This is a genomic window from Paenibacillus arenilitoris (assembly GCF_014705655.1).
GTDB lineage: Bacteria > Bacillota > Bacilli > Paenibacillales > Paenibacillaceae > Pristimantibacillus > Pristimantibacillus arenilitoris.
This window is the reverse complement of record NZ_JACXIY010000043.1, coordinates 43895-65358: the sequence shown is the minus strand read 5'-3', so window position 1 is coordinate 65358 and position 21464 is coordinate 43895. Positions and strand designations below refer to the sequence as shown.

Genomic DNA, 21464 nt, shown 5'->3' with positions numbered 1-21464 from the left:
TATCGCTTTTCCATTAATCCATGCGGATTAACGGGGCAGTTTCACTCGTTGTTCAGTTTTCAAAGAACAAGCTTTTCTATCGCGTCAACCGCTTTACGTCAGCGGCGACAAGAAATAATATATCACAGGGGCCCAATTGAATGCAACCCCTATTTTGAAGTTTTTTTCGATCGATATTTCACTTGTAATTCCGGGCGCTCAGCGCGTAACGGGAAAGCTCTTTGGGCGAAGCGATGCGCGCGTACATGCGAAAGATGATTTTGTATCTTCTCGTAATCGCTTGTTTGATGTCCCCGTCCAATCTGGAATCGCTCAAATCAAGCAGCATTTCATCCAATTCTTTGCGAAGGACGTAGTCGAGCTCTTTGCATTCTTTGTCGTTGAACAGGATTCCGAGCATAGCCGTGTGTGACCTCCTTTTAATGTAAAGCGCAACCAACCGTCCTAAAAGGAACAAAAAAGCAACGTCTTACACGAGGTGTAAGACACTGCTTTATTGTTATGCTCAAATATTGGTAAATTTATTACAACAAAACCAACCACGCCGTAATTGTGCTTTCGATCACGGCGGCCAGCAGCAGCGATACCGTCAATATAACCATGACGGGCACCGTTCGGATCACGAACGATTCAAGCTCCCGTCCGATTCCCGCCGCCTTCGTCCGCGCAAACATGACCGATCCTAAGCCTTTGAACGCCAGTATGCCGAATCGCATGCCGTAAGCGCATGCCACGACAATGGCCGGAATTTCGATGATGCCGTGCGGAAGAAGCCCTTTAACGACCAATTCCGCCACATACGCTCCCCCGTACTGTTCGCCGTACGCGCCCAGCAGGAAACCGACGATCATTCCGTTTACGACGAGGAACAAAAGGGGAAGAATGCCGAATAATGCGCCCAAATACATGACAAATATCGACTTGATCGCATTGTTCAGAAAGATGACGATCAGCATCGTCAATGTCGGGTTGTCCGACTCTTCGACGATGTTTTTAAGACTACTTAAGCCTTCCAGCTGTCCCGAAAGGAATTCGCGAAAAGCGGGATTGGTCCCGCCGACGACCATGCCCGCGAAAAACAAAATGAAACCGAATGCGATGTACCCGTTCATCTGCTTGAAATGATCCGCGATAGTACGCCATTTGAACATCGTTCCCGCCTCCTGCATTCAAGTTGACAACTTGTACGAATATCTTGCTTGTACGAGCATAGGATTGTAGTAGAACAAGCTTCCATTAGAGAGGAGAGCCCTTCCCTATGAACGTCTTTTATGTATTGAACGGACGAAAGATGAAACGGTATTTCTTAATCGCCATCGCGGTCGTCTTCTCGATCGGCATCATCTATGCCGAACGGGACAACATCACGGTGTTCGCCCCGCAGCAGCCGGCCGCGATCTACAGCGTGCCGACGGAGAAGAAGGTCGTCGCCCTGACGTTCGACATCAGCTGGGGTGAGAAAAGGACGGAGCCGATCCTTAACGTGCTCAAAGAAAAAGGAATTAAGCAGGCCACCTTCTTCCTATCGTCTCCGTGGAGCCAATCCCATCCCGAAATCGTCAAAAAAATTCAGGATGCCGGCTTTGAAATCGGAAGCCACGGCCACAAGCACGACAACTACAGCAAGCTAAGCGACGAAGAGATTCGCAAGCAGATCATGACCGCGCATACGATTTTGTCCGACGTCACCGGCAAGCAGCCGAACCTGATCCGCCTCCCGAACGGCGACTTCGACAAGCGCGTGCTGCGGATCGCCGAGGAATTGAAGTACAAAGTTATCCAGTGGGATACGGATTCCCTCGATTGGATGAATATCGGTACCGACAAAATCATCAACCGCGTCGTCTCGCGCGCTCATCCCGGCGATATCATCCTGTTCCATGCAAGCGATTCCGTCAAGCAGACGCATGAAGCGCTTCCGGTCATCATCGATCAGCTCCGGGGCGGCGGTTACGATTTCGTAACGGTGACCGATCTGATCACCCAAACGGAAGTCGACGGCAAAACCGTGCAGGACAAGGCGACCTCAGCCTTCCCGCAGCTGGATGCCGCCGCAATGGAATAAAACGTTAGGCAACCGGCTTTGCAGCGACTGCTGCTTGGTCGGTTTCTTTTTTGAGCAACCGGTGCATCATCATAATTTGGTAGGCATTGCAAACAAACAACGGGACAATCATAAAGATGATGGCGTACATGTTGGTGTCCCCTTTGATGGCAGGCCACGCTTCGATAAACGTCACGACGACCATGAGGAACATGGTCGGGATAAGCGCGGTTTTGTTCGTCTGCTTGATTTTGAACCAGGTTACCGCCCCGGACAACAATAACAGCGCGACAGGCAGCAGCCAGAAAAACCAGTTGTTGAGGTTCTTCTCGTACAAAATATAGCCTAAACCTCCAGCGGCGAAAACGGTCGTATAGCCTTGCAAAGCGTTCCATAAGTATTTTTTGCCGAAGACGCTCAGCGCGATGTAGTTCAACGTTAAATAGGCGAAAAAACCCATTTGGCTGAAGGCTCCGATCATCAGGCCGACCATCGCCATCATCAATGCGTTAAAACCGGCGGCCTCGAAGCCCAAAAATCCGAATTCCGGATCCAGCCACTGCATGATCGCGCCCGTGACGACGCATACGATCGCGCCGGCGGCCATGCTGCTCCAAAATAGGAAAAACCATTTTTTCAAATTCACGGTTACTATCCTCCTGAAAATTTGTGTATCGCTGCCAATTGACATCGGCGTTAAGCTTGCTTTTCGCATTACCCTTTATTTTACCACGTTCACAACAAAAAGCTAACGGCCGTCCATGATAATCCGGTGAACAATGCGCATAATAAGCGCATCGAGTACTGACTTAGAAGGGAGCAGCAACTATGCGCAAAAAATGGGCTTTATTGTCGGTCATCTCCGCCATGGCATTCCTATTGGCAAGCTGCGGCGCCGAGCCGTCCGGAGGAAACGAGCAGGTAAGCTACAAGGACTTGAAATCCATGGTCATCGATATATTGAAAACGGAAGACGCGCAAAAGGCGCTGCAGGAATCCGCGCAGTCCCTTTCGGGCTATAACGCCCAAGGCACCAAGCTGCTGTCGGTCCAGGACCAGGAGGAAGTCCGCTTGGCCGTCAAGGACGTGCTCGTCTCTCCGCAATACGACAAAGTCATTAAACGGTTGATGGTCGATACCCGGTTCGCCGGCGAATTCGCCAAATCGGTCAACAAGCAAAACAAAGAGATCCATAAAGAGCTGATCAAGGATCCGACGTACCAAGCCGACTTGGTCAAAGTGCTGAAGAACCCCGAAATGGACAAAATGATTCTCGAGGTGCTGCAAAGCACGCAGTACCGCAAAGAAGTGATGTCGCTCATGCAGGAATCGATGCAAAATCCGCTGTTCCGCCTCGAGCTGCTCGATTTGATGAAGGCGGCGGTGCAGGAAGAGCTGAAGCCGAAGCCCGACGAGAAGGTTCAGAAGCAGAAGAAGGAAGAGGAAGGCGGGGCCCAGGAGGAAGAGCAAGCGGCCGAAGAAGAAGGCCAAAGCGAGGAAGCGAGCGCGGAGGAAGAGGATCAGCAGCAAGAGGACTCCGGCATGTAAAAAAAGCCCGAACGATTCGGCGGCGCAGGCAAACGAATGCCTCGCCGAACCTCGTTCGGGCTTTGTTGTTCCTGAAGCCGGCTTGGCCGGGCGGCCGGTTACTTCTCCAGCTTGCCGAGAACGCTGTCCGCAAGCTCCATGTACAGCTTGCCCGTCTCGGAATCCGCCTTGTATACCGACGGTGAGAAGTCCGGCTCGGACGGATGGTTATCCGGCGCGCCGAGCGGAATTTGCGCAAGCAGGTCGGCGTGGAGCGTCTCTGCCAGCCGGGCGCCTCCGCCCCGCCCGAATACGTACTCCTTCTCGCCGGTCGTCGGCGATTCGTAATACGACATATTCTCGACGACGCCGATGATCTCGTGCTCGGTCTTGATCGCCATCGCCCCCGCCCTTGCCGCCACGAACGCGGCCGTCGCGTGCGGGGTCGTGACGATGATCTCCTTGCTCTGCGGAATGATCTGATGCACGTCGAGCGCGACGTCGCCCGTTCCGGGCGGCAGGTCAAGGAGCACGTAATCGAGCTCGCCCCATTCGATTTCCTGGAAGAAGTTGCGGAGCATCTTCCCGAGCATCGGGCCGCGCCAGACGATCGGGCTGTTGTCTTCGACGAAGAAGCCCATCGACATCACCTTGACACCGAATTTCTCAATCGGGATGACCCGCTCGTTCTCCACGTTCGGACGTTCCTCGATGCCCATCATGTCGGGCACGCTGAAGCCGTAAATATCGGCGTCGATGATCCCGACGCGCTTGCCCCTGCGGGCTAAGGCGACCGCCAAATTAACGGTCACCGTCGACTTGCCGACGCCGCCCTTGCCGCTGGCGACGGCGATGAACTGCACCCCGCTGCGAGGATCGAGCAGCGGGCTGGCCAGATTGGCCCCGTGGCCCTGTACGGGCGCGGGGCCCGCGGCTTTGTCGGCGCCGGCGCTGGCGGGCGCCGCCTGAGGCGCGGCCTCGTCCCGAAACCGGCAGTGCACGGTTTCGGCGCCGATGCGCGCCAATGCCTCGCGGAGCGAGGCTTCAAGCGCGGGCCGCAGCGCCGCGCCTGCCCCAAGGACCGTCAGCGATACTTGACGGTCCCGGACCATCACGTCGCGGAACGAGATTTGTTCCGCGGTATATTGGGCCGTCACGGTCTGGACGGCTTCGATTGCTTGTTCGCGTGTCAGCATTGCACGTGTCCCACCTTTATGTAATGACGATTGCTTCATAGTCATTATAACACACGAAGCATGCAAGCCCATCATCAATTGCGCACGGAGCCGAGTCCGGTTTGGTTTATCCCTATTCCCTCGTCGCCGGAGCGTCCGTCTCCTCCTGCAGCGCGCCTCCGCTCAGCTTCTCGCCCGAGCTGTACCTCAGGATGCCTTCGTAGATGGACGCGGCCACCTGCCGCTGGTACTCGGCATCCGCAAGCCGCTGCGCTTCGCCCGGATTCGACAGGAAGCCGACCTCGACAAGCGCGGTCGGAATATCCTTGATCGCCTTCAGGACGTAAACGTCCTTCTGCGTGGCGGCCACCCGCGTCGTGTTTTCCAAATTCCGCTTAATCTCGTCCTGGATGAAGGTGGCAAGGGCGCGATTGTCCGGATGATTGCCCGGATGGTAGAACGTCTGGGCGCCCGACCACTTCGCCGACGGAATGCTGTTCATGTGGATGCTGATGACGGCCGCGGGTTTGCTTTCCTTAATAAGCGAGACGCGCTTCAATAAGTCCTCCGTCTTCCGTTTGCTGTAGGCGCGCGCGTCGCCCGTAGCCAGATCGTAATCGCCTTCCCGGGTCATGACGACGATCGCGCCCGCTTGCTGCAAATAATCGCGCAAATAAAGCGCGATCGCGAGGTTCAAATCCTTCTCGATCGTGCCTTCCTTGCTGACCGCGCCGCCGTCCACGCCGCCGTGCCCCGCGTCGATCGCGATCGTCTTCCCCGACAGCGGCAGCGTCCAATACGACCATGTGCTGCTCGCCGGCATCGTCTGCGTGAGCAGCAGGCCGGTCAGCGCGATAACCAACAGGCCCATTCCGATGCGTATTACCCCTTTATACGTCATCCATACGACGACATGCCGACCGATCCGGCGCATAAAAAAACCACCTCGTCCCCATCAAATGAATAAGCGGCATCGTTGCTCCATGCCTGGCGTCTTGCTCTCACTCATTTATATGGGACGAGATGGTCGTTTATGAGACAAACCTTTCGGTTGCCGTGCCGCTTAGCCTACGGGCTGGCTGGACATGCCTTCGATCAAGATTTTGGCGACTTCCGGACGGGAGAACTCCGGAGGCGGGCATACGCCATCGCGCAGGAGCGCGCGAACCTTCGTGCCGGACAGGGTCAAGTGGTCCTCTTTGCCGTGCGGGCAAGTTTTCGACGTGCCCATGTTGCCGCATTTCGTGCAGAAGAAGCTGTGCTCGAAGTAAAGCGGCGTAATGCCGAGATCTTCGGCCGGGATCGACTTGAGCAATTCCTGCGCTTCGTACGTGCCGTAGTAGTCGCCTACGCCCGCGTGATCGCGGCCTACGATAAAGTGCGAGCAGCCGTAGTTTTTGCGGACGAGCGCGTGGAAGATCGCTTCGCGCGGACCGGCATAACGCATGGCCGCCGGGAATACGCCGAGGAATACCCGGTCGCTCGGATAATAATTTTCAAGCAGCGCCAGGTAGCTCTTCATCCGCACGTTCGCCGGAACGTCGTCGGACTTCGTCTCGCCGACGAGCGGATTCAGGAATAGCGCATCCACGATCTCCATCGCCGTTTTTTGGATGTATTCGTGCGCGCGATGTACCGGATTGCGCGTTTGGAAGCCGACGACCGTCTTCCAGCCCTTCTCCGCGAAGATGCGGCGGGTTTCCGACGGGTCGAAATAAAACTCTTCGAATTTCTCCGGCTTCGGCCGGTTGAGTACGGTGATAGCTCCGCCTACATAAGTATTCGGACGCTCGAACAGCTTCTTGACGCCCGGATGCTCCAGTTCGTCCGTCTTAAATACGTTAACCGCTTCGTGCTTCTTGTCCGCGACGAAGATGCTGTCGATATCGATGACGGCGTATACGACGCCGTCTTCGCCGATCAGCGCCGCGCGTTCGCCGGCCGCGAGCTGGGCAGCCTTCGCTTCATCGACGGCAAGCGTAATCGGAATGCTCCATACAAGGCCGTTCGACAGACGCATCTTGTCGACGACCGAACGGTAGTCCGCTTCGTTCATGAAGCCCGTAAGCGGGGAGAATGCGCCGACGCCGATCAGGTCGAGGTCGGAGATCGTCCATGTGTTGATCGTAATGGATTTTAAAGTTTTCGCTTCCGCAAGTAACGCTTCACGCTGCGCGCCCGTCGCAAGCCGATTCACGAGCTCGCCGCCGTGAGGTAATATTTGACTCATGTTGTGCCTTGCCTCCTTAATTGTGTAAGCCTGAAATCATTATTTATGCAAGCCGCATTCCGTTTTCTCTTGACCGGACCAGCGTCCGGCGCGAGGGTCTTCGCCAGGCATAACTTGGCGCGTGCAATGCTCGCAGCCGATGCTCGGATAGTTCTGGTCATGCAGCGGGTTGTAGATCACGTCGTTCTCGCGGATGTAGTTCCATACGTCTTCGGTCGTCCAATGCGCGATCGGATTGAACTTTACGAGTCCGAACTTTGTATCGTATTCGATTTTTTTCGAGTTTGCGCGGGTTGGCGCCTGATCGCGGCGAATGCCGGTAATCCAAGCCTCATACTTCGACAAAATGTTCGTCAGCGGCTTTACTTTGCGGATATTGCAGCAAGCGTTCGCGTCGGTCTTCCAAAGCTCTTCGCCGAATTGCGCGGCCTGCTCTTCAGGCGTAATTTCCGGCTTCACTTCGACGAAAGGAATGCCCGGGTAACGCTCGGCCATACGGTCGCGCGTCTCGTACGTTTCCTTGAAGTGGAAATCGGTATCCAAATAGAAAATATCCGTTTTCGGGCTAATTTTTTGCAGCATATCGACAAGCACGACGTCTTCCGCTCCGAAGCTGCAAGCGAACGTAATGTTCGGGAAAGTTTCTACCGCGAACGCAATAACTTCTTCCGGTGTCGCGTTCTCGAGCTCAACCGCCTTTTGCGCGATAAGCGCCTCTTTTTCAAAAAGATTCATCGTTCTAGCCTCCGTCTTTAATTCCAAGTAATTTAGTCTGTATTATCAGTATACGACCTATCCGGGTAATGATCAACCATAAGTTTTCTCCAATATGATATAAAGTTTGGATTGGATTGTTGCCCAGAAATGAAAAAATGCCCTCCCCGACGAACGGAGAAGGCATTCGGCAAATCCATATTAACGTTTCGAGAACTGAGGCGCGCGACGAGCCGCTTTGAGACCGTATTTCTTACGTTCCTTCATGCGTGGGTCGCGAGTCAGGAAGCCGGCACGCTTCAAAGCCGGACGGAACTCAGGGTCTGCCTTAAGCAGAGCGCGGGAGATCCCGTGGCGGATCGCGCCCGCTTGACCGGACATGCCTCCGCCGTTAGCGATGACAAGCACGTCGTACTTCGACAGCGTGTCTGTCAGGTTCAGCGGTTGCTTAACGATCAGCTTGAGCGTTTCCAGACCGAAATATTCGTTCAAATCGCGTTTATTAACAATGATTCGTCCTTCACCCGGCACAAGACGTACACGTGCAACAGAGTGTTTACGACGACCGGTTCCATAGTATTGCACTTGAGCCATGAAACTTGTCCTCCTCTTTATTACCCGCGAAGTTCGTAAACTTCAGGGTTTTGGGCTTGATGTGGATGTTCCGCACCTGCGTAAACTTTAAGCTTGAGCTTCATCTTGTCGCCAAGACGGTTCTTAGGCAACATGCCGTGTACAGCAAGCTCGATAACGCGCTCTGGCTTGTTCTTGATCATCTCATGTGCAGGCGTTACTTTCAGGCCGCCTGGGTACATCGAGTGACGGTAGTACATTTTGTCCGACAGCTTCTTGCCTGTCAGATGGATTTTCTCGGCGTTGATCACGATGACGAAATCGCCCGTATCAACATGTGGGGTAAAGGTCGGTTTGTGCTTGCCGCGGATCAGGGAAGCAACTTCGCTAGCCAGACGGCCAAGCGTTTTGCCTTCCGCATCGACGACATACCATTTACGCTCAACTTCGTTTGGCTTAGCCATATAGGTGGTACGCATGGATGATCCTCCTTAATTCGTGTCCGTTAATCGTTTCTATAACAACGTAAACGTTGGTTTGTTAGTCATTGTTAGTTGTTACTGGTTATTCAAATTGGCGGCGATCTTAGTCGGGGCTGTGGGAGAGCCACTAAGAAGGCACAAGTTATATTCTACTATAAAGTATAGGCAAGCGCAAGTGATTTATCGCGATTTTTCCCGTATTTATAAGGAATATTCGACGTTCATCAGCATTAAACCATGCGCCATCGCGGTTGGCCCGGCAAGCGAGCGGCTGCGCCCTTCCAGAATCGTTTTGATTTCGTCCGGCGCAAGCTTACCCTGCCCTACCCATAGTAACGTGCCCATAATGACGCGAACCATATTGTAGAGGAAGCCGTTGCCCGTCACGTACATGTGAAGAATCGGGCCTTCCTGGACGAAATCCGCTTCGTAGACCGTGCGCACGTGATGGGGCTTCGTCGAGTGGATCGAGGTGAAGGAGGTGAAGTCATGCTTGCCGATCAAATGCCGCAGCCCTTCCCGCATCGCTTCGACATTAAGCGGAGCCGGATGATGAAAGCGGTATTGGCGGCCGAACACGTCCGGAAATTTGCCCATGTCGATTGTATAGCGATACGTCTTGCGCTTCGCCGATCTTCTGGCGTGAAAATGCTCCGGCACGTCATGCGCTTCGATAATGACGATGTCCTTCGGCAGCCGCGTATTCAAGGCGACCGCCCATCTCTCCGTCGGAATCGACGATTTCGTGTAAAAGTTGAACACCTGTCCCTGCGCATGCACGCCGGCATCCGTACGGCCGGAACCGATAATGATGATCGTCTCCCCCGACAGCTTCTTTATCGCCTTTTCGATCTCGCCTTGGACCGTCCTGCCATAGGGCTGCGTTTGAAATCCGTTGAACGCCGTGCCGTCATAGCTGACTTTGACGCAAAGGTTGCGCATTCCTCACCACCCCCCTTCATGTTCTCGAGCTCGCGGCGCCCGCGCCTTGAACCAAATAAAAAAAGGTGGCCTCGAGGGTCCACCCTTTTCTCTCTCGCATAAAGCCTGGACAAGACTTTAACGCTTTGTGGCAGGCTTATACGCTGCTCGTACGACGTCACTTACGCGCGGTCAACCAGTTCCAGGTAAACCATAGGCGCAGCGTCGCCGCGGCGAGGACCCAGCTTCAGAATGCGCGTGTATCCGCCAGCACGCTCCGAGTAACGGGTAGCCAGTTCGGAGAACAGCTTCTGAATCGCGTCCTGACCTCCGTCGACGGATTCGCGGCGAACGTAAGCCGCTACTTGACGACGAGCATGCAGATCGCCTTGCTTCGCTTTCGTGATCAGCTTCTCGGCGATCGAACGGACTTCTTTCGCTTTAGCCTCCGTCGTTTGGATACGCTCATAAAGGAACAAGTCGGTAACGAGGTCGCGGAACAATGCTTTCCGCGCGCTTGCGTCACGTCCCAATTTTTGATATGCCATCTTGTTTTCCCCTCCCTTGCTCGTTTGTCTATTCTAGCTGATCCTACTCTTCCATGCGTAGGCCCAAACCGAGCTCTTCAAGCTTTTCTTGAACTTCCTCGAGCGATTTACGGCCCAGATTGCGGACCTTCATCATATCCTCTTCGGATTTCGTGATCAGCTCTTGTACGGTGTTAATGCCCGCGCGCTTCAAGCAGTTGTAGGAACGTACGGAAAGATCGAGCTCCTCGATAGTCATCTCCAGAACTTTTTCTTTCTTATCTTCTTCCTTCTCAACCATTATTTCCGCGTCTTTGGCTTCATCGGTTAATCCAACGAACAAGTCCAAATGCTCGGTCAAAATTTTAGCGCCGAGGCTTACCGCCTCTTCCGGTCGAATGCTGCCGTCCGTCCAAACCTCAAGCGTAAGCTTGTCGTAGTTCGTAACTTGACCGACGCGGGTATTTTCTACGCTGTAGTTAACGCGAGTAATTGGCGTGTAGATCGAATCAACGGGTATTACCCCAATCGGTTGTTCGTCCTTCTTGTTGCGGTCCGCTTGCACGTAACCGCGTCCCCGATTAGCAAAAACCCGCATATGGAGCCGCGCGCCGGAGGCCAAGGTTGCGATGTGAAGATCAGGGCTTAAAATCTCGACATCGCTGTCTGCTCGAATGTCGCCCGCTGTAATATTCCCTTCGCCTTCCGCGTCGATTTCCAACACCTTTTCTTCATCGGAGTGGATTTTAAGCGACAGGCCCTTCAGGTTCAGAATGATTTCGGTCACGTCCTCAATCACTCCGGGAACCGTAGAGAATTCATGAAGTACTCCGTCGATTTGAACCGAGGTTACTGCTGCACCCGGCAAAGACGACAACAAAATTCGGCGAAGCGAATTTCCAAGCGTCGTGCCGTATCCACGTTCCAGCGGCTCGACGACGAAACGTCCGTAAGTTCCTTCGTCATTCAGTTCTACGGTTTCGATTTTCGGCTTTTCGATCTCAATCACTAATAGTACCCTCCTTCAAACGTCGCTCCGTGCCTACCGTTATTTTAAGTCAAATCCTGTAGTATGCCAAACCTTCACAACCATTATTCACAAGTTGCTGTTATTTGATACCACCAAGAATCTAACTATACGCGACGACGTTTCGGAGGACGGCATCCGTTGTGAGGAACCGGCGTAACGTCTTTAATGAGGTTAACTTCCAACCCGGCAGCTTGCAGCGAACGAATCGCGGCTTCGCGGCCTGCGCCTGGACCTTTAACCATCACTTCTACCGTTCTCATGCCATGCTCCATCGCGGCTTTCGCGGCGGATTCGGCAGCCATTTGAGCTGCGAACGGCGTGCTCTTGCGGGAACCTTTGAAGCCGAGGTTGCCGGAGCTAGCCCAGGAGATTGCATTGCCGTGCGGATCCGTGATCGTAACGATCGTATTGTTGAACGTCGAGCGGATATGCGCAACGCCAGTGTCGATGTTTTTCCGGTCGCGACGTTTCGTACGAACGACTTTTTTTGGTTTAGCCATTGTCCATTATCCTCCCTTCTTATTTCTTCTTGTTCGCTACAGTCCGACGAGGACCTTTGCGCGTACGGGCATTCGTTTTCGTGCGTTGACCGCGGACAGGCAGGCCGCGACGATGACGAAGACCGCGGTAGCAGCCGATCTCGGTCAGGCGCTTGATGTTAAGCGAAATTTCGCGGCGAAGGTCGCCTTCTACTTTTACCGTCTTGTCGATCGCTTCGCGAAGACGGCCAAGTTCGTCCTCCGTCAGGTCGCGAACGCGAGTATCAAAGTTAACGTCGGCAGCTTTCAGAAGCTTTTGCGACGTCGTTTTGCCGATGCCGAAAATGTACGTCAGGGCGATTTCGACGCGTTTGTCACGCGGCAAGTCTACACCAGCTATACGTGCCATAGGCTATATTTCCCTCCTTTTATCCTTGTTTTTGTTTGTGTTTCGGATTTTCACAAATCACCATTACGTTGCCTTTGCGACGAATGACTTTGCATTTTTCGCAGATCGGCTTAACCGAAGGTCTAACCTTCATTGTGATTACCTCCCGAATCTTTCGCAAGCAAGCCCCGAAGGACTACTTCCGATAGGTGATGCGCCCTCTGGATAGATCATAAGGCGATAACTGTATAACCACTTTGTCTCCGGTCAGGATGCGGATGAAGTGCATTCTGAGCTTACCGGAAACGTGTGCGAGAATTTGATGACCGTTCTCCAGCTCCACCTTGAACATGGCATTGGGCAGCGGCTCGATTACCGTGCCTTCGACCTCAATGACGTCTTCCTTCGCCACCGTCATTCTCCTTTCGCATACGCAAACTTCTGTATAACATAACGCAACTTGGCGTTGGTCACTCTGCCTGTTTCAAGCAAGCTGCTTGATACCTCTTGACTAATGGCAGGCTGTAACTCGAGATGCAGAACGTTCTTTTTCTTCGGCTGGTCGAACCGGCGCTTGCCACCGTCCGCAATCAGAACGAATTTCTCGTCCACGATGGCGACGATTACGGCATAGCTCTCCTCGTCCTTGCCGCGAAGCACTTTGACGAACTGACCAATTTGGGGACGAGCATCCATCATCAAGCTTCCGTCTGCTCCGGCAAAATGGTCAATATTTCAAAGCCGTCCTCCGTCACGGCCACCGTGTGCTCGAAGTGAGCGCACCATGAACCGTCTTCCGTTACGACCGTCCAATTATCTTCGAGCGTTCGGACATATCGTTCGCCGATGTTGACCATCGGCTCGATTGCAAGCACCATTCCGGCTTTGAGACGCGGTCCGCGGTCCGGTATGCCGTAGTTCGGTATTTGCGGCTCTTCGTGAAGATCCGCGCCGATTCCGTGCCCTACGTATTCCCGTACGACGGAGAATCCTGCGTCTTCGATCACCTTCTGAATGGCGTGCGATATCGTGTACAGCCTGACGTCGGGCTTGATGAGCCGAAGACCCGCGTAGAGCGAAGCCTCCGTTACGTCCAGCAGCCGTTGTACTTCAGGGGTTACCGCTCCGGCCGCGTAGGTCCAAGCGGAGTCGCCGTGATAGCCTTCGTACTGCGCGCCGATATCGATGCTGATAATATCGCCTTCGTTCAACTTGCGTGACCCGGGGAAGCCGTGCACGAGCTCGTCATTGACAGAAGCGCATATGCTGGAAGGAAAACCATTGTAACCTTTGAAGGAAGGAACCGCACCTTGACTTCTAATGTAATCGTCGGCGATTTGGTCAAGCTCACGGGTCGTGATGCCTGGTTTCACAGCCTTCGCCATTAGCCGGTGCGTCTCCGCAACGATGCGTCCTGCTTCCCTCATATATCGCAGCTCCGAATCGGATTTGCAAATAATCATTACAATGAACCTCGCAATTGGGATACGATGTCTGCTGTTACCACATCAATGTCCTTCTCGCCGTCGACTTCACGCAGGAGACCTTTTGCACTGTAATAATCAAGAAGAGGGGCCGTTTTGGACGTGTACTCATCCAAACGCGTGCCGACCTTCTCTTCCGTATCGTCGGAACGCTGATACAGCTCTCCGCCGTCCTTGTCGCAGATACCTTCAACCTTAGGCGGATTGAAGAGAACGTGGTACGTCGCTCCGCAAGATTTGCAGATGCGCCGGCCCGTCAAGCGGGCGAGCAGCAATCCGCGGTCGACCTTCAAGTTCACGACGTGATCGATGCTGCGGCCAAGCTCCGTCAGCATGCCGTCAAGCGCTTCGGCTTGCTGCAGCGTACGAGGGAAACCGTCGAGCAAAAAGCCCTTTTTGCAGTCGTCCAGTTCCAGACGCTCTTTGACGATTCCGTTCGTAATCTCATCGGGAACAAGCAAGCCTTGATCGACATACTCCTTCGCCTTAAGACCGAGCGCGGTTCCTTGTTTCATGGCGAGGCGGAACGCGTCGCCAGTGGAAATGTGCGGAATTCCTAACTCTGCTACGATCCGTTCGGCCTGCGTACCTTTGCCGGCTCCCGGAGGACCCATAAATAAAATGTTCATTGCCGAGTTCCTCGCTTTAAGCACAATAGGCTCGGGCGGGCCTAGCGCGCCACCACTTGAACGACGTACGCGTAAAGCCCGGTCAGAACCTATTGTTATTTATTGATAAACCCTTTGTAATGGCGTTTGATCAACTGGCTCTCGATTTGCTTCATCGTATCAAGGGCAACCCCGATAACGATCAAGAGCGAGGTGCCGCCTAGCTGCACTGAGCGCGGTAATCCGGCCAGCGCTCCGAAGAACACTGGAAGAACGGAGATCAGCGCCAGGAAGATCGCACCCGTCAGCGTGATGCGCGACATAACGCGCGTCAAGTACGACGAGGTCGGCTTGCCCGGACGAATGCCAGGGATGTATCCGCCGTTCTTCTTCATCTGATCCGCCATTTGAACCGGATTAATTTGCACGAAGGTATAGAAGAAGGTAAAGCCGATAATTAACAGCACGTACAATACCATACCAAGCGGTCTGTCATAGTTCATGTTGTTAATAATCCACTCTGCCCAAGGCTGCGTAGACCAGAATTGAGCAATCGTAATCGGGAACATGATCAGCGATACCGCGAAGATGACCGGAATAACGCCTGCGCCGTTCACTTTCATCGGAATGTGCGTCGATTGTCCGCCGTACATTTTCCGTCCGACTACGCGTTTCGCGTATTGAACCGGAATTTTACGAATACCTTGCTGCACGAAGATAACGCCGACGATAATCGCGATGATCGCGACTACGATCAGAACCATCTTGACGATGTTCAAGAACAGTTGGTCTTGCACGTCCACGAACTGATCTTCGTAGATCGTCCGGATGTGTCCAGGGATGCCGGCCGCGATCGCCGCGAAAATGAGAATCGAAATCCCGTTGCCGATTCCTCTTTCCGTGATTTGCTCGCCTAGCCACATCAAGAATGCCGTACCGGCCGTCAGGATGATCGCGATCAGCAAGTAATCGACGAAGGTCGCCCCAACAATCATTTCATAACCGTATTGGCGGTTAAAGCCGATCGCTGTCGCGAAGCCCTGAATCAAGCCGAGTACGATCGTGCCGTAACGGGTGATTTGCGCGAGCTTGCGCTTGCCGTTCTCGCCTTCCTTCGCCCACTCCGCGAATCTCGGAATAACGTCCATCGACAGGAGCTGCACGATGATCGATGCCGTGATATAAGGCGTAATCCCGATTGCGAAGATGGAGAATTGGAACAAAGCACCGCCGGAAAACGTGTTAAGCAAGCCGAACAGATCCGCACCGGCTGCATCAACCTGCTTAAACACATCTTTGTTTACATCGGGTACCGGAATGAAGGACCCGATGCGGTAAATCAACAAGATGAAAAGGGTAAACAGGATCCTTGTACGAAGATCCGCCACTTTCCAAATATTGGATACGGTCTTGAACAATTAGATCACCTCGGTTTTACCGCCGGCAGCCTGGATTTTCTCTACCGCAGATTGAGAGAACTTGCTTGCTTTTACAGTAAGCGAAACGTTAATTTCGCCGTTGCCCAAAATCTTGATTCCTGCAAGCGGGTTCTTAACGATCCCCTTCTCGATCAGGACTTCTGGAGTGACTTCAGCACCTGCTGCAAAGCTGTTTAGCTCTTCAATATTGACAATAGCGTATTCTGTACGGAAACGGTTGTTAAAGCCGCGTTTCGGCACTCGACGATACAGAGGGTTTTGTCCGCCCTCGAAGCCGGGACGAACGCCGCCGCCGGAACGAGCGTTTTGACCTTTATGACCTTTACCGGCCGTCTTGCCGTTACCGGAACCGATACCGCGGCCTTTGCGCTTCGGCGCTTGGGTCGACCCCGGAGCTGGAGCTAGCTCATGCAATTTCATCGTTCGTGCACCTCCTTATTTATTTCTGCAAATCAAAATCTATTCTTAAACTTCCTCAACTTTAATCAGGTGGCTAACTGAGTTAACCATACCGCGGATAGCCGGGCTATCGTTCAAAACAACGGACTGGCGAATCTTCTTAAGACCGAAGGCTGCAACCGTTGCACGTTGTTTTTCATTGCGGCCGATCAAACTGCGAACGAGGGTGATTTGCAATTTTGCCATCTTAGTTCCCTCCTTAACGTAGCAGCTCTTCGACTGTTTTTCCACGCAGCTTCGCAACGTCTTCCGCGCGTTTCAGGCGGGAGAGACCTTCAAGCGTTGCGTTAACCATGTTCATGGAGTTCGAAGAACCTAGGGATTTCGTCAAAATGTCGCCAACGCCGGCAAGTTCGAGAACCGCGCGAACCGGGCCGCCGGCGATAACGCCGGTACCTTCGGATGCCGGCTTCAGAAGAACTTCTCCTGCGCCGAAATGTCCGAGTACAAGGTGTGGGATAGTCGTGCCTACGAGAGGAACGTGGATCAGGTTTTTCTTGGCATCTTCAATACCTTTGCGAATCGCGTCAGGTACTTCGCCCGCTTTACCGATCCCTGCGCCAACGTAGCCTTTGCCGTCGCCGACTACTACAAGCGCGCTAAAGCTGAAACGGCGTCCGCCTTTTACAACTTTCGCAACGCGGTTGATATGAACAACTTTTTCAGTCAGTTCTAACGTATTAGGATCTACACGCAAGTCATTTAACCTCCTTATAAGTAAAGTCGATTAGAATTCAAGACCAGCTTCGCGTGCTGCTGTAGCAAGCGCCTGAATTCTGCCGTGATACAAGTAACCGCCGCGGTCGAATACGACTTCGGTTACTCCTTTCGCTTGAGCGCGCTTCGCGATCAATTCGCCGACTTTAGCAGCCGCCTCGACGTTGCCGCCGTTGCCGATTGCTTCAACCAGTTCTTTGTCCTGAGTGGATGCCGATGCCAGCGTTACGCCTGCTACGTCATCGATCAATTGCGCGTACATGTGCTTGGAGGAACGGAATACGGACAGACGCGGACGCGCTGCGGTACCGTTAATTTTTTTACGAACACGAAGATGTCTTTTCAGACGGGCCTTGTTTTTATCGCCTTTCGTAATCATGCCAGGTTCACTCCTTTCTCACTGCCTTAGGAAGCTATCTTAAGCAAACGGACCGTTTGCTTATTTTTTCTTGCCGGCTTTACCTTCTTTGCGGATGATGCGCTCGCCTTCGTACTTGATGCCTTTGCCTTTGTAAGGCTCGGGTTCGCGTACGGAACGGATTTGAGCGGCAACGGCGCCAACGCGTTCTTTGTCGATGCCGCGAACGGTGATCTTCGTGTTCGCCGGAACGTCGAACTCGATGCCGCTCTCCGGAGTGATTTCAACCGGGTGGGAGTAACCGACGTTGAGAACGATTTTGTCACCCTGTTTGTTAGCACGGTAACCTACGCCAACCAGCTCAAGGTTTTTCGAGAAACCTTCGGTTACGCCGCTCACCATGTTCGCGATGATGCTGCGCGTCGTTCCGTGCAAGGAACGATGCAATTTATTATCGGAAGGACGTTCGACCAAGATTTCGTTCTCCGCTACGTTCACCTTCATGTCTTTGTGAATTTCGCGGGAAAGCGTACCTTTCGGTCCTTTTACGGTAATGACTGTGTTGTCCAAGTTAATGCTTACGCCGTTAGGCACTTGGATGACTTTGCGACCAATACGGGACATTGTTACACCTCCTGACTCTGTGACTTGTTTCTTACCAAACGTAGCAAACGACTTCGCCGCCGGATTTAACCTGACGGGCTTCTTTATCGGTCATAACGCCTTTGGACGTGGAAATAATCGCGATTCCCAGGCCGCCCAGTACGCGAGGAACTTCCGTTGCTTGCGTGTAAACGCGAAGACCTGGCTTGGAGATCCGCTTCAAGCCTGTGATGACGCGCTCTTGGTTAGGGCCGTATTTCAAGAAAATACGGATGATCCCTTGTTTGTTGTCCTCGATATATTCAGCATCGCGGATGAAACCCTCGCGCTTCAAAATTTCAGCGATTTGCTTCTTGATTTTCGAAGCGGGCATTTCCACGGTTTCGTGACGAACGACATTCGCATTGCGAATGCGCGTCAGCATATCTGCAATCGGATCAGACATAACCATTTGTGTTAACCTCCTTCCCGAACTAGGCTGATTACCAGCTTGCTTTTTTAACGCCAGGAATCTGGCCCTTGTATGCTAACTCGCGGAAACAAATCCGGCAAATTTTAAACTTTTGCAAAACAGAATGCGGACGGCCGCAACGCTCACAGCGTGTGTATGCACGCACTTTGAATTTCGGTTCGCGTTGTTGCTTCACTTTCATCGAAGTTTTTGCCACTGGGTATTACACCTCCTAAAAGTGGATTACTTCGCGAACGGCATGCCCATTTGGGTCAGCAGCTCACGAGATTCTTCGTCCGTTTTTGCCGTCGTGACGATGACGATATCCATACCGCGCACTTTGTCGACTTTATCGTACTCGATCTCCGGGAAAATCAATTGCTCTTTCAAGCCAAGCGTGTAGTTGCCGCGACCGTCGAATGCTTTGGTCGAAACGCCGCGGAAGTCACGTACGCGCGGAAGAGAAATGTTGAACAGCTTGTCAAGGAAGTGGTACATACGCTCGCCGCGCAGTGTAACTTTAACCCCGATCGGCATGTTCTCACGAAGCTTGAAGCCCGCGATGGACTTCTTCGCACGAGTTACGACTGGCTTTTGACCGGAAATGATGCGAAGTTCTTCAACAGCTACATCAAGGATTTTCGAATTGGAAACCGCTTCGCCTACCCCCATGTTGATAACGACCTTCTCGATCTTCGGCACTTGCATAACGGACGTATAGTTAAACTTCTGCATCAGAGCAGGAGTAATTTCGTTTAGAAAACGACCTTTCAATCTTGCTGCCATTGTTCATGGACCTCCTTTCCTACCGTAACGATTAGTCGATTACTTCTCCGGAACGTTTTGCGATCCGAACTTTCTTGCCGTTGTCCAGCACTTTGTATCCGATACGCGTTACTTTACCGCTCTTCGGATCGATGTGCATAACGTTCGACACGTGAATCGGAGCTTCTTGCTCGATGATGCCGCCTTGCGGGTTCGCTTGGGAAGGGCGGGAATGCTTCTTCACCATGTTGACGCCTTCGACAAGAACGCGGTTTTCACGAGGGTACGCAGCGATAACGCGGCCTTTTTTACCTTTGTCTTTGCCGGTAATGACGATGACCGTGTCGTCTTTCTTCACGTGCAATTTATTGTTGTGCGATTCAAGAATTTTTTTGAGCCTTGGCATGAGTTACACCTCCTGCACGCTTGTGCTTTCAAGCTTATATAGAGTTTCTTTATTAGATAACTTCCGGCGCAAGCGATACGATTTTCATGAAATCTTTATCGCGAAGCTCGCGGGCAACAGGTCCGAAAATACGAGTACCGCGCGGGCTCTTGTCTTCCTTAACGATTACCGCGGCATTCTCGTCGAATGCGATGTAGGAACCGTCTTTGCGGCGAACCGAACGCTTCGTACGAACGATAACCGCTTTAACAACGTCACCCTTTTTGACAACGCCGCCTGGTGTTGCTTGTTTGACGGAACAAACGATCAAGTCGCCGATATGGCCAACGCGGCGTCCCGTACCGCCAAGCACGCGGATACACATCAATTCTTTAGCACCGGAGTTGTCGGCAACCGCCAAGCGCGAAAATGGTTGAATCATTTTAACGTCCTCCTTTCGGAAAATGCTTAGGCGCTACAAACGCTCATTATAATACAACCGCCACTTCAACAACTTCTACGAGTCTGAAGCGCTTGTCTTTGGAAAGCGGACGAGTTTCCATGATTTTCACGGTGTCGCCAATTTTCGCTTGGTTGTTTTCGTCGTGCGCTTTAAATTTCTTCGTATATTTAATGCGTTTATGGTACAAGTCGTGTTTTTTGTAAGTCTCAACCGCAACCACGATTGTTTTGTCCATTTTGTCGCTTACGACTTTGCCGATTTGAACTTTGCGGGCATTGCGTTCGCTCATGTTTTTCCTCCTTCCTTCAGCCGTATCGATACGGTGCTGCAAGGTGATTTATTAGCTGCTGATCCCGAGTTCTCTTTCACGCAAAACGGTTTTAGCACGAGCTATTTCCTTACGCACGTCACGGATCCGAGTCGGGTTATCCAGTTGGCCGGTAGCCAATTGGAAACGAAGGTTGAAAAGCTCTTCTTTAAAACCGGAAATTTGTTGTTCGATCTCAGCAGAGGTTAGGTTGCGAAATTCACTAGCTTTCATTTGCTTCACCACCCACTTCTTCGCGTTTCACAAACTTAGTTTTAACCGGCAGTTTGTGAGCTGCAAGGCGCATTGCTTCGCGAGCGATTTCTTCGGAAACACCCGCCAGCTCAAACATGACTTTACCTGGTTTAACAACCGCTACCCACTTCTCGACGTTACCTTTACCGCTACCCATCCGGACTTCAAGAGGCTTCTGGGTGATTGGCTTAGCCGGGAAAATTTTGATCCAAACTTTACCGCCCCGTTTGATGTAACGAGTCATCGCGATACGAGCCGCTTCGATCTGGCGGTTCGTGATCCAAGATGGCTCTAGAGCTTGGAGGCCGTATTCGCCGAAGGAAACGGTAGTGCCGCCTTTGGCGCGACCTTTCATATGACCGCGCTGCTGCTTGCGGTGTTTGACACGTTTAGGTACCAACATGATTAGTTGCCTCCTTCCACTGGAGCTGCTTTCTTCTTAGTCGGAAGGACTTCACCGCGATAGATCCATACTTTTACGCCGATGCGGCCGTAAGTCGTATGTGCTTCAGCTGTGCCGTAGTCGATGTCTGCGCGCAGTGTGTGAAGCGGAACCGTTCCTTCGCTGTAACCTTCCGAACGCGCGATTTCCGCGCCGCCGAGACGTCCGCTAACCGCGGTTTTGATCCCTTTGGCACCGGCACGCATCGAGCGTTGAATCGCTTGTTTCAGCGCGCGGCGGAAAGATACGCGGCGCTCAAGCTGTTGCGCAATGCTTTCGGCTACGAGAATAGCGTCCAGGTCTGCTTGTTTGATTTCCGAAATGTTGATGTGTACTTTTTTGCCTTTAGTGATTTTGCCAAGCTCCGTACGAAGGTTTTCCACCTCGGAACCGCCTTTGCCGATAACCATGCCCGGCTTCGCGGTTTGGATCGTTACGTTGACGCGGTTAGCCGCGCGCTCGATCTCGATATGGGAAACTGCTGCGTCTTTCAGCTTGTTTTTCAGGTATTCACGAATCTTTACGTCTTCCAGAAGAAGATCGCCGAAGTCTTTGCCAGCGTACCATTTGGATTCCCAATCACGGATGACGCCGATACGAAGACCGACTGGATTTACCTTTTGACCCACACGTTATCC

Annotated in this window: 36 protein-coding genes; 2 read left to right on the top strand and 34 right to left on the bottom strand. The window is 52.8% G+C overall.

Going from position 1 to position 21464, the window contains the following annotated elements; translation table 11 throughout:
- Positions 1-178: 178 nt before the first annotated feature.
- Positions 179-400 carry a hypothetical protein gene (locus IDH41_RS27145; RefSeq protein WP_190866793.1) on the bottom strand — a complete coding sequence of 74 codons (222 nt, stop codon included), beginning with the start codon at positions 398-400 and terminating at the stop codon, positions 179-181.
- Between the two features lie 124 nt (positions 401-524).
- Entirely contained in the window at positions 525-1151 is a 627-nt protein-coding gene (locus tag IDH41_RS27140; protein ID WP_190866791.1) for a stage II sporulation protein M, read from the bottom strand.
- 107 nt (positions 1152-1258) lie between these two features.
- Here IDH41_RS27140 and pdaB point away from each other — a divergent pair, with 107 nt between their 5' ends.
- Positions 1259-2065 carry a polysaccharide deacetylase family sporulation protein PdaB gene (pdaB, locus tag IDH41_RS27135; RefSeq protein ID WP_190866789.1) on the top strand — a complete coding sequence of 269 codons (807 nt, stop codon included), beginning with the start codon at positions 1259-1261 and terminating at the stop codon, positions 2063-2065.
- 4 nt (positions 2066-2069) lie between these two features.
- On the opposite strand, the gene IDH41_RS27130 is transcribed toward pdaB, so the two are convergent.
- Positions 2070-2690 (bottom strand): KinB-signaling pathway activation protein, encoded by a 621-nt coding sequence (locus tag IDH41_RS27130; RefSeq protein ID WP_190866788.1) that lies wholly within the window; start codon positions 2688-2690, stop codon positions 2070-2072.
- Positions 2691-2872: 182 nt separating this feature from the next.
- Between IDH41_RS27130 and gerD the strand changes: the two genes are divergently transcribed.
- A complete protein-coding gene (gene gerD, locus IDH41_RS27125; RefSeq protein ID WP_190866786.1) occupies positions 2873-3592 on the top strand; it encodes a spore germination lipoprotein GerD in 720 nt (239 codons plus the stop codon).
- A gap of 98 nt (positions 3593-3690) precedes the next feature.
- Here gerD and IDH41_RS27120 read toward each other — a convergent pair whose 3' ends face one another.
- The 31 genes from IDH41_RS27120 to rpsC form a co-directional block, all read right to left on the bottom strand.
- Positions 3691-4767 (bottom strand): Mrp/NBP35 family ATP-binding protein, encoded by a 1077-nt coding sequence (locus tag IDH41_RS27120; RefSeq protein WP_190866784.1) that lies wholly within the window; start codon positions 4765-4767, stop codon positions 3691-3693.
- 112 nt (positions 4768-4879) lie between these two features.
- Positions 4880-5680 (bottom strand): N-acetylmuramoyl-L-alanine amidase CwlD, encoded by an 801-nt coding sequence (cwlD, locus tag IDH41_RS27115; RefSeq protein ID WP_190866782.1) that lies wholly within the window; start codon positions 5678-5680, stop codon positions 4880-4882.
- A gap of 129 nt (positions 5681-5809) precedes the next feature.
- Complete coding sequence (gene sat / locus IDH41_RS27110; protein WP_190866780.1) at positions 5810-6976, bottom strand: sulfate adenylyltransferase; 1167 nt, start codon at positions 6974-6976, stop codon at positions 5810-5812.
- A gap of 39 nt (positions 6977-7015) precedes the next feature.
- A complete protein-coding gene (locus tag IDH41_RS27105; protein WP_190866779.1) occupies positions 7016-7711 on the bottom strand; it encodes a phosphoadenylyl-sulfate reductase in 696 nt (231 codons plus the stop codon).
- 180 nt (positions 7712-7891) lie between these two features.
- Positions 7892-8284 (bottom strand): 30S ribosomal protein S9, encoded by a 393-nt coding sequence (rpsI, locus tag IDH41_RS27100; protein WP_028609625.1) that lies wholly within the window; start codon positions 8282-8284, stop codon positions 7892-7894.
- Between the two features lie 20 nt (positions 8285-8304).
- The gene (gene rplM, locus IDH41_RS27095; RefSeq protein WP_190866777.1) at positions 8305-8742 is read right to left on the bottom strand and encodes a 50S ribosomal protein L13; all 438 of its coding nucleotides are present in this window, start codon (positions 8740-8742) and stop codon (positions 8305-8307) included.
- Positions 8743-8946: 204 nt separating this feature from the next.
- The gene (truA, locus tag IDH41_RS27090; RefSeq protein WP_190866775.1) at positions 8947-9687 is read right to left on the bottom strand and encodes a tRNA pseudouridine(38-40) synthase TruA; all 741 of its coding nucleotides are present in this window, start codon (positions 9685-9687) and stop codon (positions 8947-8949) included.
- A 161-nt stretch (positions 9688-9848) separates the two neighbouring features.
- Positions 9849-10214 (bottom strand): 50S ribosomal protein L17, encoded by a 366-nt coding sequence (gene rplQ, locus IDH41_RS27085; RefSeq protein WP_190866773.1) that lies wholly within the window; start codon positions 10212-10214, stop codon positions 9849-9851.
- A 43-nt stretch (positions 10215-10257) separates the two neighbouring features.
- Positions 10258-11202: a DNA-directed RNA polymerase subunit alpha gene (locus tag IDH41_RS27080; RefSeq protein ID WP_028609629.1), complete on the bottom strand. Its 945-nt coding sequence runs from the start codon at positions 11200-11202 to the stop codon at positions 10258-10260.
- 125 nt (positions 11203-11327) lie between these two features.
- Positions 11328-11723: a 30S ribosomal protein S11 gene (gene rpsK, locus IDH41_RS27075; protein WP_028609630.1), complete on the bottom strand. Its 396-nt coding sequence runs from the start codon at positions 11721-11723 to the stop codon at positions 11328-11330.
- 19 nt (positions 11724-11742) lie between these two features.
- Positions 11743-12111: a 30S ribosomal protein S13 gene (gene rpsM, locus IDH41_RS27070; protein WP_190866770.1), complete on the bottom strand. Its 369-nt coding sequence runs from the start codon at positions 12109-12111 to the stop codon at positions 11743-11745.
- A 19-nt stretch (positions 12112-12130) separates the two neighbouring features.
- Entirely contained in the window at positions 12131-12244 is a 114-nt protein-coding gene (rpmJ, locus tag IDH41_RS27065; RefSeq protein WP_003333770.1) for a 50S ribosomal protein L36, read from the bottom strand.
- A 42-nt stretch (positions 12245-12286) separates the two neighbouring features.
- Positions 12287-12502 (bottom strand): translation initiation factor IF-1, encoded by a 216-nt coding sequence (gene infA, locus IDH41_RS27060; protein WP_015847200.1) that lies wholly within the window; start codon positions 12500-12502, stop codon positions 12287-12289.
- A 2-nt stretch (positions 12503-12504) separates the two neighbouring features.
- A complete protein-coding gene (locus IDH41_RS27055) occupies positions 12505-12786 on the bottom strand; it encodes a KOW domain-containing RNA-binding protein (protein ID WP_190866795.1) in 282 nt (93 codons plus the stop codon).
- A 2-nt stretch (positions 12787-12788) separates the two neighbouring features.
- On the bottom strand, positions 12789-13553 hold the full coding sequence (gene map, locus IDH41_RS27050; RefSeq protein WP_190866764.1) for a type I methionyl aminopeptidase: 765 nt from the start codon (positions 13551-13553) through the stop codon (positions 12789-12791).
- Complete coding sequence (locus IDH41_RS27045) at positions 13553-14203, bottom strand: adenylate kinase (protein WP_190866762.1); 651 nt, start codon at positions 14201-14203, stop codon at positions 13553-13555. Before IDH41_RS27045 ends, map begins: the two co-directional genes overlap by 1 nt.
- Positions 14204-14298: 95 nt before the next feature.
- Positions 14299-15600 (bottom strand): preprotein translocase subunit SecY, encoded by a 1302-nt coding sequence (gene secY / locus IDH41_RS27040; RefSeq protein WP_190866760.1) that lies wholly within the window; start codon positions 15598-15600, stop codon positions 14299-14301.
- Complete coding sequence (gene rplO, locus IDH41_RS27035) at positions 15601-16041, bottom strand: 50S ribosomal protein L15 (RefSeq protein ID WP_190866758.1); 441 nt, start codon at positions 16039-16041, stop codon at positions 15601-15603.
- Positions 16042-16086: 45 nt separating this feature from the next.
- Entirely contained in the window at positions 16087-16266 is a 180-nt protein-coding gene (gene rpmD, locus IDH41_RS27030) for a 50S ribosomal protein L30 (protein WP_190866756.1), read from the bottom strand.
- A gap of 13 nt (positions 16267-16279) precedes the next feature.
- Positions 16280-16777, bottom strand: coding sequence for a 30S ribosomal protein S5 (rpsE, locus tag IDH41_RS27025; protein ID WP_028609638.1), 498 nt, complete (start codon positions 16775-16777; stop codon positions 16280-16282).
- A 30-nt stretch (positions 16778-16807) separates the two neighbouring features.
- Positions 16808-17176, bottom strand: coding sequence for a 50S ribosomal protein L18 (gene rplR, locus IDH41_RS27020; protein ID WP_190866754.1), 369 nt, complete (start codon positions 17174-17176; stop codon positions 16808-16810).
- Between the two features lie 60 nt (positions 17177-17236).
- Positions 17237-17779, bottom strand: coding sequence for a 50S ribosomal protein L6 (gene rplF / locus IDH41_RS27015; protein WP_190866752.1), 543 nt, complete (start codon positions 17777-17779; stop codon positions 17237-17239).
- 31 nt (positions 17780-17810) lie between these two features.
- On the bottom strand, positions 17811-18209 hold the full coding sequence (gene rpsH, locus IDH41_RS27010; RefSeq protein ID WP_190866750.1) for a 30S ribosomal protein S8: 399 nt from the start codon (positions 18207-18209) through the stop codon (positions 17811-17813).
- A 31-nt stretch (positions 18210-18240) separates the two neighbouring features.
- Positions 18241-18426 (bottom strand): type Z 30S ribosomal protein S14, encoded by a 186-nt coding sequence (locus tag IDH41_RS27005; RefSeq protein WP_036589425.1) that lies wholly within the window; start codon positions 18424-18426, stop codon positions 18241-18243.
- A 26-nt stretch (positions 18427-18452) separates the two neighbouring features.
- Complete coding sequence (gene rplE, locus IDH41_RS27000) at positions 18453-18995, bottom strand: 50S ribosomal protein L5 (protein ID WP_028609642.1); 543 nt, start codon at positions 18993-18995, stop codon at positions 18453-18455.
- A gap of 31 nt (positions 18996-19026) precedes the next feature.
- Complete coding sequence (rplX, locus tag IDH41_RS26995; protein ID WP_223830099.1) at positions 19027-19380, bottom strand: 50S ribosomal protein L24; 354 nt, start codon at positions 19378-19380, stop codon at positions 19027-19029.
- A 52-nt stretch (positions 19381-19432) separates the two neighbouring features.
- Positions 19433-19801 (bottom strand): 50S ribosomal protein L14, encoded by a 369-nt coding sequence (rplN, locus tag IDH41_RS26990; protein WP_053373907.1) that lies wholly within the window; start codon positions 19799-19801, stop codon positions 19433-19435.
- Positions 19802-19847: 46 nt separating this feature from the next.
- On the bottom strand, positions 19848-20111 hold the full coding sequence (gene rpsQ, locus IDH41_RS26985; RefSeq protein WP_190866748.1) for a 30S ribosomal protein S17: 264 nt from the start codon (positions 20109-20111) through the stop codon (positions 19848-19850).
- Between the two features lie 51 nt (positions 20112-20162).
- Complete coding sequence (rpmC, locus tag IDH41_RS26980) at positions 20163-20363, bottom strand: 50S ribosomal protein L29 (RefSeq protein ID WP_190866746.1); 201 nt, start codon at positions 20361-20363, stop codon at positions 20163-20165.
- Positions 20353-20787 (bottom strand): 50S ribosomal protein L16, encoded by a 435-nt coding sequence (gene rplP, locus IDH41_RS26975; RefSeq protein ID WP_190866744.1) that lies wholly within the window; start codon positions 20785-20787, stop codon positions 20353-20355. Before rplP ends, rpmC begins: the two co-directional genes overlap by 11 nt.
- A 2-nt stretch (positions 20788-20789) precedes the next feature.
- Complete coding sequence (rpsC, locus tag IDH41_RS26970) at positions 20790-21455, bottom strand: 30S ribosomal protein S3 (protein WP_190866743.1); 666 nt, start codon at positions 21453-21455, stop codon at positions 20790-20792.
- Positions 21456-21464 lie beyond the last annotated feature (9 nt).

Coding starts and splice junctions, on each gene's coding strand:
- rpmD (WP_190866756.1), bottom strand. CDS start 16,266: ATGGCAAAATTGCAAATCACCCTCGTTCGCAGTTTGATCGGCCGCAAT.
- truA (WP_190866775.1), bottom strand. CDS start 9,687: ATGCGCAACCTTTGCGTCAAAGTCAGCTATGACGGCACGGCGTTCAAC.
- rplP (WP_190866744.1), bottom strand. CDS start 20,787: ATGTTGGTACCTAAACGTGTCAAACACCGCAAGCAGCAGCGCGGTCAT.
- IDH41_RS27140 (WP_190866791.1), bottom strand. CDS start 1,151: ATGTTCAAATGGCGTACTATCGCGGATCATTTCAAGCAGATGAACGGG.
- sat (WP_190866780.1), bottom strand. CDS start 6,976: ATGAGTCAAATATTACCTCACGGCGGCGAGCTCGTGAATCGGCTTGCG.
- map (WP_190866764.1), bottom strand. CDS start 13,553: ATGATTATTTGCAAATCCGATTCGGAGCTGCGATATATGAGGGAAGCA.
- cwlD (WP_190866782.1), bottom strand. CDS start 5,680: ATGCGCCGGATCGGTCGGCATGTCGTCGTATGGATGACGTATAAAGGG.
- rpmC (WP_190866746.1), bottom strand. CDS start 20,363: ATGAAAGCTAGTGAATTTCGCAACCTAACCTCTGCTGAGATCGAACAA.
- IDH41_RS27045 (WP_190866762.1), bottom strand. CDS start 14,203: ATGAACATTTTATTTATGGGTCCTCCGGGAGCCGGCAAAGGTACGCAG.
- pdaB (WP_190866789.1), top strand. CDS start 1,259: ATGAACGTCTTTTATGTATTGAACGGACGAAAGATGAAACGGTATTTC.
- rplF (WP_190866752.1), bottom strand. CDS start 17,779: ATGTCCCGTATTGGTCGCAAAGTCATCCAAGTGCCTAACGGCGTAAGC.
- IDH41_RS27055 (WP_190866795.1), bottom strand. CDS start 12,786: ATGGATGCTCGTCCCCAAATTGGTCAGTTCGTCAAAGTGCTTCGCGGC.
- rplM (WP_190866777.1), bottom strand. CDS start 8,742: ATGCGTACCACCTATATGGCTAAGCCAAACGAAGTTGAGCGTAAATGG.
- rpsH (WP_190866750.1), bottom strand. CDS start 18,209: ATGGTTATGTCTGATCCGATTGCAGATATGCTGACGCGCATTCGCAAT.
- gerD (WP_190866786.1), top strand. CDS start 2,873: ATGCGCAAAAAATGGGCTTTATTGTCGGTCATCTCCGCCATGGCATTC.
- rpmJ (WP_003333770.1), bottom strand. CDS start 12,244: ATGAAGGTTAGACCTTCGGTTAAGCCGATCTGCGAAAAATGCAAAGTC.
- rplN (WP_053373907.1), bottom strand. CDS start 19,801: ATGATTCAACCATTTTCGCGCTTGGCGGTTGCCGACAACTCCGGTGCT.
- rplR (WP_190866754.1), bottom strand. CDS start 17,176: ATGATTACGAAAGGCGATAAAAACAAGGCCCGTCTGAAAAGACATCTT.
- rplE (WP_028609642.1), bottom strand. CDS start 18,995: ATGGCAGCAAGATTGAAAGGTCGTTTTCTAAACGAAATTACTCCTGCT.
- rpsK (WP_028609630.1), bottom strand. CDS start 11,723: ATGGCTAAACCAAAAAAAGTCGTTCGTACGAAACGTCGCGACCGGAAA.
- IDH41_RS27105 (WP_190866779.1), bottom strand. CDS start 7,711: ATGAATCTTTTTGAAAAAGAGGCGCTTATCGCGCAAAAGGCGGTTGAG.
- rpsI (WP_028609625.1), bottom strand. CDS start 8,284: ATGGCTCAAGTGCAATACTATGGAACCGGTCGTCGTAAACACTCTGTT.
- rplO (WP_190866758.1), bottom strand. CDS start 16,041: ATGAAATTGCATGAGCTAGCTCCAGCTCCGGGGTCGACCCAAGCGCCG.
- rpsQ (WP_190866748.1), bottom strand. CDS start 20,111: ATGAGCGAACGCAATGCCCGCAAAGTTCAAATCGGCAAAGTCGTAAGC.
- rplX (WP_223830099.1), bottom strand. CDS start 19,380: ATGCCAAGGCTCAAAAAAATTCTTGAATCGCACAACAATAAATTGCAC.
- IDH41_RS27145 (WP_190866793.1), bottom strand. CDS start 400: ATGCTCGGAATCCTGTTCAACGACAAAGAATGCAAAGAGCTCGACTAC.
- rplQ (WP_190866773.1), bottom strand. CDS start 10,214: ATGGCATATCAAAAATTGGGACGTGACGCAAGCGCGCGGAAAGCATTG.
- IDH41_RS27120 (WP_190866784.1), bottom strand. CDS start 4,767: ATGCTGACACGCGAACAAGCAATCGAAGCCGTCCAGACCGTGACGGCC.
- rpsM (WP_190866770.1), bottom strand. CDS start 12,111: ATGGCACGTATAGCTGGTGTAGACTTGCCGCGTGACAAACGCGTCGAA.